Annotated in this window: 15 protein-coding genes; 6 read left to right on the forward strand and 9 right to left on the reverse strand. The window is 44.5% G+C overall.

What is annotated here, in order from left to right:
- Positions 1-294 precede the first annotated feature (294 nt).
- From maiA to AB0756_RS20700, 4 genes are read right to left on the reverse strand one after another with little or no spacing between them, the layout of a single operon-like run.
- Positions 295-966 carry a maleylacetoacetate isomerase gene (maiA, locus tag AB0756_RS20685; RefSeq protein WP_038074263.1) on the reverse strand — a complete coding sequence of 224 codons (672 nt, stop codon included), beginning with the start codon at positions 964-966 and terminating at the stop codon, positions 295-297.
- Between the two features lie 35 nt (positions 967-1,001).
- The gene (locus AB0756_RS20690) at positions 1,002-1,367 is read right to left on the reverse strand and encodes an EamA family transporter (RefSeq protein WP_038074266.1); all 366 of its coding nucleotides are present in this window, start codon (positions 1,365-1,367) and stop codon (positions 1,002-1,004) included.
- Position 1,368: 1 nt separating this feature from the next.
- Entirely contained in the window at positions 1,369-1,494 is a 126-nt protein-coding gene (locus tag AB0756_RS20695; protein WP_272899983.1) for a hypothetical protein, read from the reverse strand.
- 46 nt (positions 1,495-1,540) lie between these two features.
- Complete coding sequence (locus AB0756_RS20700; RefSeq protein ID WP_038074269.1) at positions 1,541-2,593, reverse strand: sulfonate ABC transporter substrate-binding protein; 1,053 nt, start codon at positions 2,591-2,593, stop codon at positions 1,541-1,543.
- A 593-nt stretch (positions 2,594-3,186) separates the two neighbouring features.
- On the opposite strand from AB0756_RS20700, the gene AB0756_RS20705 reads away from it, so the two are divergent.
- The gene (locus AB0756_RS20705; protein WP_038074271.1) at positions 3,187-3,843 is read left to right on the forward strand and encodes a class I SAM-dependent methyltransferase family protein; all 657 of its coding nucleotides are present in this window, start codon (positions 3,187-3,189) and stop codon (positions 3,841-3,843) included.
- A gap of 76 nt (positions 3,844-3,919) precedes the next feature.
- Here the strand turns inward: AB0756_RS20705 and AB0756_RS20710 are convergent, their stop codons facing one another.
- The 4 genes from AB0756_RS20710 to AB0756_RS20725 form a co-directional block, all read right to left on the reverse strand.
- On the reverse strand, positions 3,920-4,834 hold the full coding sequence (locus tag AB0756_RS20710) for an aliphatic sulfonate ABC transporter substrate-binding protein (RefSeq protein ID WP_038074274.1): 915 nt from the start codon (positions 4,832-4,834) through the stop codon (positions 3,920-3,922).
- An 86-nt stretch (positions 4,835-4,920) separates the two neighbouring features.
- Complete coding sequence (locus tag AB0756_RS20715; RefSeq protein WP_050046616.1) at positions 4,921-6,000, reverse strand: aliphatic sulfonate ABC transporter substrate-binding protein; 1,080 nt, start codon at positions 5,998-6,000, stop codon at positions 4,921-4,923.
- 32 nt (positions 6,001-6,032) lie between these two features.
- The gene (locus AB0756_RS20720; protein ID WP_038074277.1) at positions 6,033-7,205 is read right to left on the reverse strand and encodes an LLM class flavin-dependent oxidoreductase; all 1,173 of its coding nucleotides are present in this window, start codon (positions 7,203-7,205) and stop codon (positions 6,033-6,035) included.
- Positions 7,206-7,449: 244 nt separating this feature from the next.
- A complete protein-coding gene (locus tag AB0756_RS20725; RefSeq protein ID WP_063779562.1) occupies positions 7,450-8,517 on the reverse strand; it encodes an ABC transporter substrate-binding protein in 1,068 nt (355 codons plus the stop codon).
- A 452-nt stretch (positions 8,518-8,969) separates the two neighbouring features.
- On the opposite strand from AB0756_RS20725, the gene AB0756_RS20730 reads away from it, so the two are divergent.
- The 5 genes from AB0756_RS20730 to cruF all read left to right on the forward strand — a co-directional run bounded on the left by AB0756_RS20730 (position 8,970) and on the right by cruF (position 14,037).
- Positions 8,970-9,935 (forward strand): TauD/TfdA dioxygenase family protein, encoded by a 966-nt coding sequence (locus AB0756_RS20730; protein ID WP_038074280.1) that lies wholly within the window; start codon positions 8,970-8,972, stop codon positions 9,933-9,935.
- Between the two features lie 62 nt (positions 9,936-9,997).
- Positions 9,998-10,777 (forward strand): class II aldolase/adducin family protein, encoded by a 780-nt coding sequence (locus AB0756_RS20735; protein WP_038074282.1) that lies wholly within the window; start codon positions 9,998-10,000, stop codon positions 10,775-10,777.
- A 145-nt stretch (positions 10,778-10,922) separates the two neighbouring features.
- Complete coding sequence (locus AB0756_RS20740; RefSeq protein WP_038074285.1) at positions 10,923-12,107, forward strand: LLM class flavin-dependent oxidoreductase; 1,185 nt, start codon at positions 10,923-10,925, stop codon at positions 12,105-12,107.
- 81 nt (positions 12,108-12,188) lie between these two features.
- Positions 12,189-12,368, forward strand: a complete 180-nt coding sequence (locus AB0756_RS20745) for a hypothetical protein (RefSeq protein ID WP_153021427.1) — start codon at positions 12,189-12,191, stop codon at positions 12,366-12,368.
- 775 nt (positions 12,369-13,143) lie between these two features.
- On the forward strand, positions 13,144-14,037 hold the full coding sequence (gene cruF / locus AB0756_RS20750) for a gamma-carotene 1'-hydroxylase CruF (protein ID WP_038074288.1): 894 nt from the start codon (positions 13,144-13,146) through the stop codon (positions 14,035-14,037).
- 112 nt (positions 14,038-14,149) lie between these two features.
- Here cruF and AB0756_RS20755 read toward each other — a convergent pair whose 3' ends face one another.
- Positions 14,150-15,745 carry a B12-binding domain-containing radical SAM protein gene (locus AB0756_RS20755; RefSeq protein ID WP_408019755.1) on the reverse strand — a complete coding sequence of 532 codons (1,596 nt, stop codon included), beginning with the start codon at positions 15,743-15,745 and terminating at the stop codon, positions 14,150-14,152.
- Positions 15,746-15,751: the final 6 nt, after the last annotated feature.

The raw sequence follows: 15,751 nt of genomic DNA on the forward strand, positions 1-15,751 counted from the left end.
ATAAAACTTTTTGGGCAAGCAATGTAAAGCTCAGATAGCTTCCCTGGCATCAGGTCAAAATTATAGAAGAGCGAGAAACACATCTTTCAAATCATTCATACCAACACAACTGTCTGCGATTTTCGCTCTTACTAGGACTCTCAGAAGTTGTAAGTTAGACTAAATCTAATAATATACGGTTAATTGATTAAAATTTAGTAATATTAATATTGGCACGGTTACAGGTAAAAAGCAAGATACTCTCCTACTCGCTGTATTTTAATGCAAAAGATTGGCAAAAGACAAATTTATTTTTTAATATTCATCCTCTGGATTGTACTCCACAATATCAGGTTGTAAATGCGGTTGTGCGGCAATAAATGCGGGATGAGTCATACATATTTCATAAATTCGGCGAATATGAGGATATGGCTCTAAAGGGTATTTAAATCGCTCGGCATTATAAACCTGAGGTACGAGAAATACATCCGCGATTGTTGGAGTATCACCATAACAAAAATTGCTGCAAAATCTACTGTTATCTAGAATATTTTCAAGTGCGTTTAGACCTTCCCCCAGCCAGTGATGATACCAATTCATTTTTTCAGCTTGATTTAAACCTATCGGTTCAGTCAAGTATTTACGAACTCTCATGATGTTTAAGGGATGGATATCGCAAGCTATCAAAAGGGCAATTTGTCTTGTATAAGCTCGTGCAAAAATGTCTGATGGTAAAAGTGCAGGTTGCGGATAACATTCTTCTAGATATTCAACAATTGCTAATGACTGGGTAATAACAGCTTCACCATCAATAAGGGTAGGAACCAATTTTTGAGGATTAATTTTTTGGTATTTTATTGTAAACTCTGGTTTACCTTTTCTTAATTCAGAAACACTTTTATACAAATAAGGAATTTTCTTTAACTCTAGTGCAATCCTGACTCTATATGAAGCTGTTGAACGATAGTAGCTATAAAGTTCTAACACGTAGATTCCAATGTATTTAGTAAGGTCAATAGTTTTTATGGTAATCTCAAGAGCCTTCCGTCAATAGCGGCTAATCCTGTAAAAATGAGTGACATACCTGCAAAAGTATTCCAATCCAACCTTTCTCCAAGGACAAATACACCAAGTAAGAGCGCACTGATTGGAATCAAAAACGTTACCAACGAGGCGTTAGTTGCACCTGCAACAGCAAGTATACGGAAATAAATTAAGTTAGCGATCGCAGCAAAGCTAACACGACCTAATACTACCGTAAACGGTTGGAGTTCCACAAGAACAATTTTAATAAAAAAGTAAGAACCGCCCCATAATAAAGACAGAATGAAGAGGAGCATCCATTCTTTAGCTCTTATAGTTGGGTTCTTGACAAATTGGGTTTTCATCTTACCTAACAGTTACGTTATCAACCTCTTGTCCTAAATCCAACTCCAACCTATAAGGTTCAGTAGCACGTTTAAACAACACCATTTTCCCTGACTCGTCTTTTTCAAATTCACGTGGCAAAACCATTCATCGTTATTCTTCTTGTGAAAAATTAAAATGATAATGCTAAAATTTAACTACCCTGCCAAACAATTTCCTTGACAGAAACTTGTTTTGGCAAGAGCTTGATTTTGTAGAAAGCATCAGCTACTTGCTGTTGTCCAGCGATAACTTCTTTTGTCATCGGTAGTACTCCATATTTGCGCCGCCTTTCAGCGATCTCCAAGACAGCAGCATCAATACCCAATTCTGGCGAGAGAAATTTCGCGACATCTGTGGGATTCTTTTGCGCCCAGTCACTGATTTTTTTCACTTGAGCCAGAACTGTTTTTAACGCTGATGGTTGCTTCTGGACAAAAGATTTGGCTGCAAGATAATAACCGCGATTCGATACAAGTCCCGTTCCATCAGTCAGAGTGCGTGCGCCTGTCGCAGCGACAGCAGCAGCTAAATACGGGTCCCAAATAGCCCACGCATCCACATTGTTACCTTCAAATGCTGCACGAGCATCGGGAGGTGTGAGAAAAGCTGGCTTAATATCGCTGTACTTTAATCCTGCTTTTTCTAAAGCTTTTACCACTAGATAGTTAGTATTTGAGCCTTTTGCAAAAGCCACTCTTTTGCCTTTAAGATCCGCTACAGTTTTGATGGGTGAATTTTTCGGTACGATGATAGCCTCTGCTTTTGGGCTCCAAGGATCGTAAGCAACATAAACCAAGGGAGTACCAGCTGCTTGGGCAAATATAGGCGGTGATTCACCTGTGTACCCAAAATCAATACTTCCAGCATTGATTGCCTCTAACATTGGCGGACCTGCTGGAAATTCTGTCCATGTCACTTTAGAACCAGCAGGCAAAGCTTTCTCTAAGTCTTTTTTTGTCTTCAAAGCGTTAAGAACAGTTGCTGCTTTTTGGTAGCCAATGCGAATCACAACGCTTTGATTTGCCCGATTCTGTGCTAGCGTTAGCCCAGAGTGACTTGTATTGCTGAAAGAAAAAACAGAGACAGCCGGACTCAAGATTAGTCCTACTGTAAAGAATAGAGCCAATATACGAATTCTAGATAGTCTCTGTAATAAGCTACTGAAAATTCCCCGAAATCTGACTGATAAGAGTTTTTTCGACATATATTGTGCTTTTACGCTTAATCTTAAAATTTATAATACGGTAAATAATGTAGGTTATCGTATTTATAGTATTGAAATTCTGACTTTGCTTGCAAATAACATAACGCAGGTTCTACAAACCTCACCCTCCCAACCTTTTTCTCCTAACATCAAACTTATGTAACCCTAAGAGGACGTTTTGAAAGTAGTGGCTGAGGTATCCAAAACTTTAGCTCCCCCCTAGCCCCCCTTAAAAAGGGGGGAAATTTTTCTTCAAGTCCCCCTTATTAAAGAGGATCTTGATACAACGATAGACTTTACAAACATCTGCTAAACCATTAGTTAAGCATTTTGGAGCCCAATGTTACCAGCACAGGACCAGATTTGGGCGATCGCAGTTATGAGGTTAGTTAGAGCATAAGTTTGCTACGGAGCAGCAGGGGAAGCAAGAATTGATTGGTATTTCCTGCAGGCTTAATTTTGAATGAATTTTTATAATACTATGCCTTCATTGTAAAATACTTTTAATCGATAGATTTATTGTAGTTTACCGAAGTACAGCGTGCTTGTCACTCTGCAAAGCCACATTTTGCAAGAAATTGGAATCACCCCTTATGCCAAAAGATTGGTTGGAATGGCACGATCTCTATAATACGGAACCAAAATTACAACAGCGTCTGGAAATCGTGCGGGAATACATATCCTACAGCTTGGATGCATCTCCAGCAGGAAGAATCCGCGTAGTGAGTGTTTGTGCTGGTGATGGACGGGATTTATTAGGAACCCTAGCAAATCACCCCCGCGCTCAAGAGGTTTATGCAAGACTCGTTGAACTCAACCCGAATCTAGTTGAACGTGGAAAAGCAACTATAGAATCATTAGGTTTAGCAAAGCAAATTGAATTTATCAATGGTGATGCAACTATCTCCGCTAACTATGTAGGAGCAGTACCAGCAGACATCGTTATTGTGTGTGGTGTCTTCGGCAATTTAGCCGATGAAGCCGAGCTCAAACGGTTGCTAGACAATTTGAGGTTTCTAAGCAAACAAGGTGCTTTTGCTATCTGGACTCGGGGACACTCTAACGGAATTCCCTACTCCGAGAATGTGCGGAAATTTTTGCAAGCGTTTGAATTTGAAGAAGTGAAGTTCAAACTTACCGCTACGGGAGACATGGGTGTAGGTATTAACCGTTACATTGGTGAAAATTTACCCGCACCTAAAGAGCAACAGTTATTTGTATTTTCTGGCATTCCCAATAAAGCGAGGTAATACGATATAGTGCAACGCGATCGCTTTACTGCGTGCTTCGGTAACAGTAAAGCGATCGCGCTTCCGAAAAATACAGCTATCTGCTAGCTAAAGCAAGATTGGCTTCAAAGACACTCAGGGGATCGGTCAATAGTGCTTCAGAAACATTAATACTCTTGGGCAGCAAACCAAAACGATAGAAAACATCAGCTGCGTATTGTTGTTCGGCAATAAACTCTTGCGAAGGTGGGACAAGACCCCAAGGTCTTTTTCTTAGAGACTGTTCCCAGCCTCGGGCATCAATGCCGTTGTTAATTTCTTTGGCTAGTAGTTCGGCTGCTTCAGTAAAATGAGTGGCAATCCAGCGATCGACTCGTTCTAGTGCTCGGATAAAAGCTGACAAGACATCTGGGTGTTGCTCGGCAAAAGTGCGATGGGTAAAGTAAACAGAGCGATTGCTAAATAGCTCAGAACTGTAAAGCAGTACTCTCACTTGATGGGTTTTCTGAACTTGTGCCAAATGTAGATCTGATGTTATCCAAGCATCTATTTCACCATTGAGAAAGGCTTGGAGTGAATCAGCCGTGTGGGGGATGGTTTTGACATTTTGATAGGTAAGCCCTACTTTATCTAGAGCGATCGCTAGTAAATGTTGTTGGTAAGACCCTTCACTTAAACTGACAGTCTTGTCTTTCAAATCGCTCACACTTTGAATGGGCGAATTTTCCAGGACAACAATTGCTCCCTGAACTGGGCGAGGTTGAGATGTAGCCAAATAAACGATTGGTACTCCCTGAGCCTGTGCCAAAATTGGTGGAGTTGTACCTGTTGCACCAATATCAATTTCTGCTGTTTTTAAGAGCTTTACTGTTTGATGCCCACCTGTTTCTGGGAGCCACTGTGCTGATACTCCCGTTGGCTCAAGCAAATCTTTTAATAACTCAGGTTTTCTGCTGAGTGTAAATACTGAGAGGTTATTGACATGGACACCGATGCGAATTGAATGAGTCATAATGTTCCTCCTTGTTTTCACAATAAACCGAGTGAATTAGCTGAAATAATGCCGATTGCAGAGTAAAAAAGCACGTTATTGCTCGTTTATATCTTGGTGACATCAACTACAAAGTTTTCTATAGTGGGCTTTTTGGGAATAATGCCCAGCTTAAAAAACCAGTCACTGACACGATTCATCTTTTCTATTTCTGCTGCACCGACGGGTGTTGGTATTCCCTCTACCCTTTCACTCATAAACTTTTGTACGCTCTCAGAAAGCTTAAATTCCTTACCATAGACTTGCATTGCCTGGGCTGCATTTGATAACACCCATTTACTTTCTTGTACCAGGACATCATAAACAGCTTTCACTATATCCGGATGCTTCTCCAAGAATGCATTGTGAACAATATAAATGCCATCATTCTCCGAATCAATCTCTCCCGCTGTAGCTAAAATCCTAGCACTATCTTTAACTGCTGCATTAGCAAAAAAAGTTCCCCACACCGCCCACGCACTTGCTTTTCCTGAAGCAAAGACAGGAGCAGCATCTGCCGGACCAAGATAAATTCGCTGCACTTGGTCTATAGAAACTCCTGCTTTTTCCAAACCTTTTGCTAGCAGATACTCGCCAGTACCTCCACGATTTACAATCACCTTTTTACCGACTAGATCTTTTACCGTCGCAATCGAAGAGTTTTTCGGGACCAAAATCCCCGATCCATCTTTACCACTGACTTGGTACCCAAAAATCTTGAACGGTGAATTTCCTGCCATAGCCGAGATAGCAGCTGTAGTACTACCACCTGTAAAGTCAATACTACCAGCATTCAAACCTTCAACAGCAGGTGCAAAAGCTGGAAATGGACCTAACCACTGTACCCCAAATTTTTTAGCTTCTAAGTATTGATTCAGAGTGCCTTTGACCTTAGCCAAGTAATAAGGTCCGGGTCCCCTAATAATGCCTATTCGAGCTTTCGTACCTTGAATGCTGGTATCTGCCACATTTGAAAGAGCAGAGCTATTCGCTACGGAAGACTGGGAAGTGGAATTGCTGGTTGTGGTAGTATCGCGATTACAGGCAACTGTTATGGCAGATGTTAGGAAAAATAATGTTGTGGGTAAACTACGACGTTTGATGCGGTAGTTAAGGAATTCAGTCTCGAATATATTTCGATCTTTCATTATACTGTAAAATTGAAGGCGAATTTCTCAAATCAACCCAGTTCTTTGGCAGATTCAGCAATGTCTTTAGCAGAGGAAATAGCCCCTACAGTTTCTCTGATACTGCTCCAGGTAGGAACATGAACATTGATAGGAGTTTGGTTATCGCCCGGTCGAGAAATTGGCAGGAGTGGCAACAATAAATCGGCAACTCGATAAGCTTCTTCAATCAGAGGAATACCCGAGATGATGAAAGTTTCAATACCAATATCGGCGTATTCTTGGAGGCGAGCAGCAACAGTCTTAGGATCGCCCACTACGGCAGTACCGGGACCGGGACGCACCAAACCCAAACCCGCCCAGAGGTTGGGGTAAATTTCTAAGTCTTTAACGTTCTGAGGAATCTGACCGCTATGAAACTTTAACATTCGTTGTTGCCCGACTGAGTCACCGCTATTCAGCATTTTTTGTATATTCATCACTGATTCTCGATCCATATGCTGAAGTAACCAGTCAGCAGCCTTCCAAGCTTCCTCCTCAGTTTCTCGAACAATTACATAGAGGCGAATTCCAAATCGCAAAGTGCGACCGTATTTCGCTGCGAGCGATCGCATTGTTGCGACTCGTTCAGCAATTTGGGGTGGAGTTTCACCCCAAGTTAAGTAAGTATCTATATGTTTGGCTGCAACTTCCAAGGCTGCATCAGACGAACCACCAAACCATAAGGGAGGATAGGGCGATTGTACTGTAGGTATTCCTATCTTAGCTTGCTTGACGTTAATATACTTTCCTTCAAAGTCTACAGTTTCCCCAGCCATTAGCCTGCGCCAAACTGTAAGGTATTCATCACAGTGGCTGTAGCGCTCATCGTGGGAAAGATGCAAGCCATAAGCAGCCATTGTATTGGATGTACCGTTGATAATATTGATTAATAACCGACCCTTAGAAAACTGGTCGAAAGTCGCCGCCATCTTAGCAAACAAAGTAGGCGATAACAAACCAGGATGTACGGCAACCAGAAAGCGCATCCGTTCCGTAAACGGAATCAGTGAGGAACCTAATACCCAGGTATCGTGTACGCCCGTTGCTAGGAGTGCGCCAGAGTAACCCAGGTGGTCAATTCCCCGCGCTAACTGCTGCATATATGCATAATCAATTTTGCGTGCTCCCTTTTTATTCCAAGGATATGGACCATCTGGTGCAGTTAAATACCAAAGAACTTCCATAATTTTTACCTTCCAATATGATAAGTTTTAGTTCAAAAGCACTTAAGGAAGCGGTTTGCTTTTTGTGATTGGGGCTTCTATTCTGAATTTTCAAGCACGTTTTTCGTTAACGACAAACTCATACCAAGTTGCGTTCGTACATCTTACTTTCTCCCGTGTCTCCTTTGTCCCATCAACACGTAATATCTTTGAACGCAACTCCGTATCATCAGAATTTTCTTTACAGAAGCCTCAAACTTAATAATTAGGCAAAAACAGGTTCCGGGAGATTCAAGGCTAATTTCTCAGCTTCGAGCAAGGGCTCTCGAACAATCCAAGCATCAAGATCGAAATCTGCTGGGATAAATCCCCACTTCAAAAGAAAGTCTTTATGTAACTTAAGTCCGGCAATCCATTCCTCTGATAAACTTGGTTGCAAGCGTTGATGCAACCTGGCTCCATAGGCTTTCCGAACTGCTTCTTCACCGCCCCCTGTTTCCTGTGAGACAATTCTAACCACCTCTTGAGCATGAGTTTCCGCCCATTTTGAGGTTTGCAAAAGACACACTAAGTACTGAACCACCAAATCTGGATGCTGTTCTACAAGATCCGCATTAACTGCGATCGTTCTGGGAGTACCGTTGTTCACGCGCACCAGAGGATCGGGATGATCTCCTAAATTGAAGACAACTTGAAAACCATGTTCGACAGTTAAATCCACACCAGGAGCACCTTTAGCATAGATAGCATCTACCTCACCTCGCAGTAAGGCTGTAACTTCTGCAGAATAAAAATTACTCCGCTCTACGTTAGTACTTCCCAGTTCTCGTAAGTCTGTTTGCTGGGCGTTGATATCTACAAATTGAACATCAGTTTCATTTAAATCAGCTAGCGACAGAGTGCTCAAGAAACCCCGCAAAGCCATTGCTCTGGAGAAGTCTATTTGACTTTCAATCCGATGTGGTAATCCCAACCTCCGCCCCCGCAAATCTGCTGGCTGAGCTATTTCTGAATTTGGTAGAGTGAGGATTGCTTGGTATTCATCTACCCAGGTTAAGCCAATAACGCGGGTATCCTTCCCAGTAGCCCGAGCCCAAATCGCCGGAATATTACCGCCCTCGCGAAACAACCCTTTGAGTTTGTGATCGTAATGAGACTCGCGAACAGAACGCTCTTCAGCAGCCCGTAAGGACTTGAAGGAAATACCATTTTTAGCAAAAGTCCGATCTAACCATCCTAAATCCAAAGCCACCCCGGAAATAGTAGGAACCGGACACCGGGTGTACCATAATTCACTAATTGCCAATTTTTCAGTTTTGCTGCTAGTTGACATAGGTTTAAGCTAAGCAAATAAGGAAAAGTTTTTACTGGATTTCATCTTGCTCTCGGGCACGAGCAAGTGTTTCGTAATTGTGCGTGCCCCAAGTGATAGGGCGGCTTTCTGCCTTACCCAACGTAGCGAGCGGGTTTTCTGGTGCTTTCAATGAATTGAGCACGACAGGAGGAAAGACACTGCACTGGGTTAATTTAATAATACGGTAATTTTATCAATTTATCGTATAATATATTTTTAGAGCTACGATCTAGAGTGTCAATGTTGTTTTGAGGAGTTCGGAGTTGTGCTTTAGCGAAGACAGCGCAACTCCGAACTTAAATGAGCAGCCCTCAATTTAAACTTGACAGAGTAGATTGCTACCTTTGATATCTTCCTTGCACTCGATCGCAACACAAAGGAAGTGAACGAGTGCGAACACCGTCCTATGGGTAAAACTTTGGATAATTCACATGAGCTACAACCATATTGAAGTCAAACAAGTAGCTGGTTTCATCGGTGCCGAGATCGGCGGGGTGGATCTTTCGCGTCCCCTGCATGATGATGCAGTTAAAGAAATTCGTCAAGCATTGTTAAAGTGGAAAGTCGTGTTCTTTCGCGGTCAGAACATCGATCGCGCCGCACAAATTGCGTTCACGGCTCGTTTCGGCGAAGTAACTTACGCACATCCACATGAGGATGAGCCGATTGAAGGCTTTGAACAAATACTACCCATTGACCGCAGCCGCTATGAGCGACGCAACGGTTTGCGCCGTTCCAGTTACGAGAACCGCTGGCACACGGATGTGACAGCAGTTGTTAACCCGCCTGCTGCGTCAATTTTGCGTGCAGTTGACGTTCCTAGCTTTGGTGGTGATACACAGTGGACTAATCTAGTTGCGGCTTATGAGGGTTTATCAGCACCTCTGCGGGCGCTAGCAGACACATTGAAGGCAGAACATCGCTTCAATGCACGTTTGCGACTATCCAGCAACAGCAAACTTGTTCAGCGCATTGCAGCCAATCCCCAGGTTTCCATTCACCCGGTGGTGCGAGTTCATCCGGAGACAGGGGAACGCGCACTGTTCGTGAACCCTGGCTTCACCTCGCACATTCTTGACGTGTCACCACAGGAGAGCGATCTCCTGCTCGAGTTATTCTTTAACCAGATTACTAAGCCCGCTTACACTACCCGCTTCCGTTGGAATAACGGTGATATTGCATTCTGGGACAACCGCGCCACCGCGCATTTAGCTCCCCAAGATATAGACCATATAGAAGTTGAGCGGGTACTCCATCGCACCACAATCACTGGTGATATTCCAGTTGGTCCCGATGGTTTCCGCTCGCAGGTGGTTGAAGGTGAGCCCTTCACTAGTGAATTACCAACTGTTTTGAAGAAGAATAACAAGAAGGTAGAAGCAACAGTGCATTCTTGATACCCTCGCTTGGAAGACCCCACGGGGGATTCCTAGAATTACTTTAGTAGGAGCTGAGAATTATGGTACAAACTTCTCTCGTCCGCAATGGTAGCTTGACAAAGCCACCAACCTTTACCTCTGTGGAAGCAGAGCGTCGCCATCGCCAAGAACGTTTAGCTGCTGCTTTGCGAATCTTTGCCCGCTTCGATTTTGCTCTCGGGCTAGCAGGACACATCACAGCTCGCGACCCCGAACTCACTGACCATTTTTGGGTAAACCCCTTTGGGATTCATTTCAGCCGGGTTCGTGTCTCCGACTTGATCTTGGTAAATCCTCAAGGTGAAGTTGTTCGAGGTAATGGCGCACTCAATCAAGCAGCTTTTGCTATTCACTCACAAATCCACGAAGCCCGCCCAGATATTATCGCTGCGGCTCATGCTCATTCCTTCTATGGCAAAACGTGGTCATCGCTGGGTCGATTGCTCGACCCCATTACCCAAGATTCTGCTGCCTTTTACCAAGATCATGCCTTATTTGATGATTTCAAAGGTATTGTGCTAGAGACAAGTGAAGGAAAACGCATTGCTCAAGCACTAGGCGATCGCAAAGCTGCGATTCTCCGCAATCATGGATTGTTAACCGTAGGACGCAGTGTAGACGAAGCTGCTTGGTGGTTCATCCGTCTAGAAGATGCAGCTAAATCTCAATTGCTAGCAGAAGCTGTCGGTAAACCCATTCTCATTGACCGCGACCTCGCCTTAGAGATTCAAAAACGTAACGGAACTCATGAAGCAGGTTGGCGCGGATTCCAGTATTTATGGGATGAAATTACTCATGACCAACCCGATTTATTGGATTGATGGAAATTGATGATTAATAGAATGAGCGAACGGGTGGATTGAGAAAGCTTTGCCAAGATTTAATTTTAACTCAACCATCTGTTGCATTCTTTTTTCAATTTGGTATAAAAACTTTGTTTAACCATCTGTACGCACAATTTGAACGATGACCCTTAGCCACTGCCCCGGTTCGATTGTCGGTTGGGATCGCTTTGCAGCCCCGACAGACTATCCCCTGAGCCCCCTCTCTCAAGCATTGCAGCAGCCTGTATTACTGGGGTTATTTCTGCCAATTCAGGCAGGTGGTTGGAGTGCTTCTAAATTACCACGCACGACTGACTGGAGCTTTGAATATAATAAGGCTCTAGTATTACACGCTGAGGCTTTGGGCTTTGACTTGGTATTTGCACTTTCACAGTGGCTACCCAAAGGTGGCTATGGTGGTGTGTTCAACGGCCAAGCTCTGGACTCTTTTATGACGACAGCAGCCCTAACAAGTTTGACACAGAAGATCCTGCTGATATCAACCATTCACGTGTTGTACGGACCAATCCATCCATTGCATTTAGCTAAGTATGGTGCAACGCTCGATCATATATCAGGGGGTCGCTGGGGCATCAATGTGGTGACCGGACACCGTGCTATCGAACATGAGATGTTTGGTTGGGATCGTATCGAGCACGATCGCCGCTATGAACTGGCAGCTGAGTTCATCGAAGTGCTGCAACGCTTGTGGGGTGACGACGAGAATTTCTCATTTGAGGGGAAGTCTTCGTGGAAACTTAACGGTGCTTTCGTTACACCGAAACCGAAATACGGTCGTCCAGTGCTTGTTAACGCTACAGGTTCAGACGCAGGCATATCCTTCGCTGCACGTTATTCTGACATTGTGTTTATCACTAGCCCAGGAGGTTCGGACTTCGCCAGTGCTATTGAGGCTCTACCCGCACACACACAAAGAGTCAAGCAAGCAGCACGCGATATTGGACGCGAAGTTTTAACGCTCCTCAATCCTATGGTAATCAGTCGGGAAACTGAACGCGAAACCTGGGCCTATCACGATGCTATAGTCGCCCACGCTGACTCAGATGCACCTTTAGGTTTTAGCAGATTTGACAGCGACGCCCATGCTTGGAAGGGTCGCCGGGGTATAGACGCACCGAAACGTCGGGCTATTGGTGGGAACATTGAGGTGATCGGTACGCCCGAGCAGGTGGTCGAGCAGTTCGTACAGTTGAAAAAAGCTGGAGTAAACGGCTTGCAATTGAGCTTTTTTGACTTTAAGGAAGACCTAGAATTTTTTGGCGATCGCATCCTACCCCTGATGAAACAAGCGGGTATCCGGTTATAGATTATACTCAATCTTTGTTTCTAACCCCTTCTAGCCTAGCAATTGGAAATTGTCTGAACTTTTGAACGAAGGATATAACCAATGAGCACAGATAGTCGTTTTTTCCTTGACCTCCCCTACAGCCAGATGAAGCACTATTTATTAAGTGTTTTGACTCCGCAGAGGATGGAAGGGCAAAGTTTGCTGCTCATACCGGATTTAACGCTCCCACAAGCCCTCTGGATACCCCACCACGTCAGAGTATTGAATTGCGAACAATAGTTTTTTATGAATAATTGAGCGAGCCAAAACTACCCTCAAATGTTTGATAAAATCACGTTCCAACTCAACTAGACGACCTCACCCAACGCATAGATACTCATGTAATTTGGGATAAGTTAGTCTTAAAAGAACAACAAATGCAAATCCTGCTTTAACAGGGTAACTCATGTACGCCAACGCTTGAAAGTTTATTCTGAGTGGGGCTTTGCTAGTAATAGTGGACGTGGTTTGGGTATCAGCGCCCTTCTGACGAAAACAACGTTGTAGTGCTAGGCTACAACGTTAGAGCATAAATAACATTCGCTGATTTATTAAGTTTAAGTGTGACAATTTCAAAAAAAATCAACAAGTAAAGACTTGAAGCACCAATCCAGCAGAAAACTAAGCAATTGTGAAGATGTTATGTTTAATTTGACACATTTATTTAGAACATGATTTAACTCTACAGAAGGATGAATTTTGACTAGAGCTATTATAGATTGTTGGTACTAATTTTTGTCACGAGAATAATACGTCTGTTCTATGAAAACTAGAAAAGAGCACCATCATCTTTGGCTATCGGACCTATGAATCGGGCGAGTGCTCCATCAATTGCAGGTAAGTAGTTCTACTCACCAGTCGTCCTAATTTTTCTAGGTTTTTACCTAACCCTCGGCTTAGCCCAAAAGGTCAAACTGCCTTCTAAGGCATAATCATCATGGATTGATTCATAACTCTAAAGTTGAAACGAAAACAGCCTCATTGTTTACAGTGCGACACTTTATAAGGAGTCTTCATGAAGCCGTTGGTTACTGTTGAGCGCCTCTGTCTCCTTGCTCACATTTTGTCACTGGTGTTTGGATTGGCAGGACTGCTGTTTGTATTGCCCAATCCTGCTTTGATTGCGACCTTACCGCCCATTGGTCAAATAGTGTTTGGCTGGAGCATGGTGGTCGGTGGCGTTGTCTACATTCTGTTGGGAGCCGCCACTGTTGCGATTTATGCTTGCCGAGTACTGGGCTGGCGAAATTGGCTGGGGTTTATGCTGCCAAGCGTGCTTTTGTCACTATGTAGTGAACTGCTGGGAACCAGCACAGGCTTTCCGTTTGGTCATTATCACTATTTGAGCGGTTTAGGTTACAAAATTGCCGGATTGGTACCATTCACTGTTCCGTTGTCCTGGTTTTATTTGGGGATGTCTGCCTATCTACTGGCGAGAGTTGGGCTGGAGGCTATGGGGGTTAATGGTTGGGTCAAGCAGTTGGGGGCGATCGCCCTGGGTGCCATTCTCCTTACCGCTTGGGACTTGGTCTTAGACCCTGCCATGAGCCAGACCCCTTACCCCTTCTGGGAATTTCTTGAGCTGGGACAGTTCTTTGGTATGCCCTACCGCAACTTGCTCGGCTGGTTAGGAACCGGAGCGCTTTTCATGTCCGTAGCAACGCTTTTCTGGCGTGACACTTTGACTAGACTGAGCCGTACTCAACTGTGGGTTCCGCTCTCGATCTACCTGGTTAACTTTGCCTTCGGAGCCATCATCACAATTAGTCAACTCGACAGCCAGTTCTGGATTCCCACAATAATGAGTGTTTTGTTGGGTGTGGTTCCCGCTGTTGCGCTATGGTGGGCTGCCGAGCCTACTGTTCCCCTATCCTCCTCACCCACTGTTGGTGTCCGAGCGGAGGTTTAGCGAAGAGATGCTGGTCTTATCTCTACAAGATTAAACCAGCATGACAGTTTACGGTAACTAGCAAACGCCATCTGATTGAGGAGCCATCCAAGCCTGAGATGTTTTGCTGTCCTCAACACCTACTGTTCCTGACAAGCATTGGTTCAAGCTCTCTTAGTACAGAGACGGATAGTGGATCGTAGCCTAGCTGTTGAGTCATCCGTTCTCTGGCTAAAATTCGGTACTCCCAAAAATGCTCTCCCGCAATACATAGCGCCAAATACATATTAAGAACTTGGGGCTTTCTCAGCAGAAGCGTCCATAGTTGTCGCCAAAACTGCCCTCGAATGTCAGGTCGTCGTAAGCCCTGATGCCAGACTAACTGGGCAATAAGCCGCAACTCCTTACCCAAGGGTAGTTGCATGGTTTGTGTTCGCCTTGCCGGAGGAACAATATTGAGGCACTGCTGAAAACATCGCCTCAGATAGTTCGCGGGTTCGTACAATGTCCAGAAGCCTTCAACATACTCTCTAGCAATTTCGGCAATGGGGCGGCTGGGAACAAAATTCATGAGGGTATTCTGGTCTCCCGTAGCCGTGACGCCGACGCCCTCAATTAAACGCTGTTCTGTTTGGAGTCGGTTCCAGAGGGCAGTGTTGGGCAAGGCTTGAAGGATACCTAGCATCGGTTGAGGAATACTAGTTTGTTCAACAAAGGCTTGAATCCGTTCACCCGCACCGGAGCGTTCTCCATCAAAGCCGAGGATAAACCCTGCATAAATTAGCAGTCCCGCAACGTTGATCTTGCGGCAGGCTTCTACTAGCGGGTTACGTGTATTTTGCATTTTGCGCGTCACAACGAGACTGTCTTGGTCGGGAGTTTCAATGCCGAGAAAGACAGCATAGAATCCTGCTTCTACCATCAGCTCTAGCAGTTCATCATCTTCTGCTAAATTCACAGAGGCTTCGGTCATGAAGGTGAAAGGATAGTTGTGTTGTTTCATCCAAGGAATCAATTCTCGTAAGAGGCGTTTGACATTGCGCTGATTCCCAATAAAGTTGTCATCGACAATGAAGAGTGACCCCCGCCAGCCTAAGTCATAGAGGGTTTGCAACTCTGCTAAGGTTTGAAGAGGTTCTTTAGTGCGCGGTTTGCGACCGTAGAGGGAAATGATGTCACAAAATTCGCAATTGAAGGGACAACCGCGAGAAAACTGAATCGCCATCATAAAGTAGGCATCGCGCTCAAGCAGGTCAAAGCGGGGTATGGGGCTAGTCGTGACATCTGGTTTCTGGGTGGAGCGGAAGATTCCTTGGGCATGCCCAAGAGAGATCGCTTCGAGGAACTGCGGAACCGTTATCTCTCCTTCATCCAGGATCAGGTAATGCGCCCCAGAGTCAAGAGCATCTTGCGGCACAGACGTGGGGTAAGGTCCACCTACTGCCACCTTCTTGCCTAACCGCACTGCTTTTTGAATTAGGGCGTGGAAATCCGGTTTCTGCACCAGCATAGCAGAGAGAATAACCAGGTCACACCACTCCCAATCTGCCTCTGTCTCTAGGCTGACATTGCGGTCATAAAATCTGATTTCCCAATCTTCTCTTAGGAGTGCTGCAACAGTAATAATTCCCAAGGGCGGAATGGCTGCTTTGAGTCCTGCCATTTCCATCGCGCGATCGTAAGACCAAAAGGACTGGGGAAATTGGGGGTAGAGCAACAGTGTTTTCATACGCTC

This window comes from Tolypothrix campylonemoides VB511288_2 (assembly GCF_045999855.1).
GTDB classification, from domain to species: domain Bacteria; phylum Cyanobacteriota; class Cyanobacteriia; order Cyanobacteriales; family Nostocaceae; genus Scytonema; species Scytonema bouteillei_A.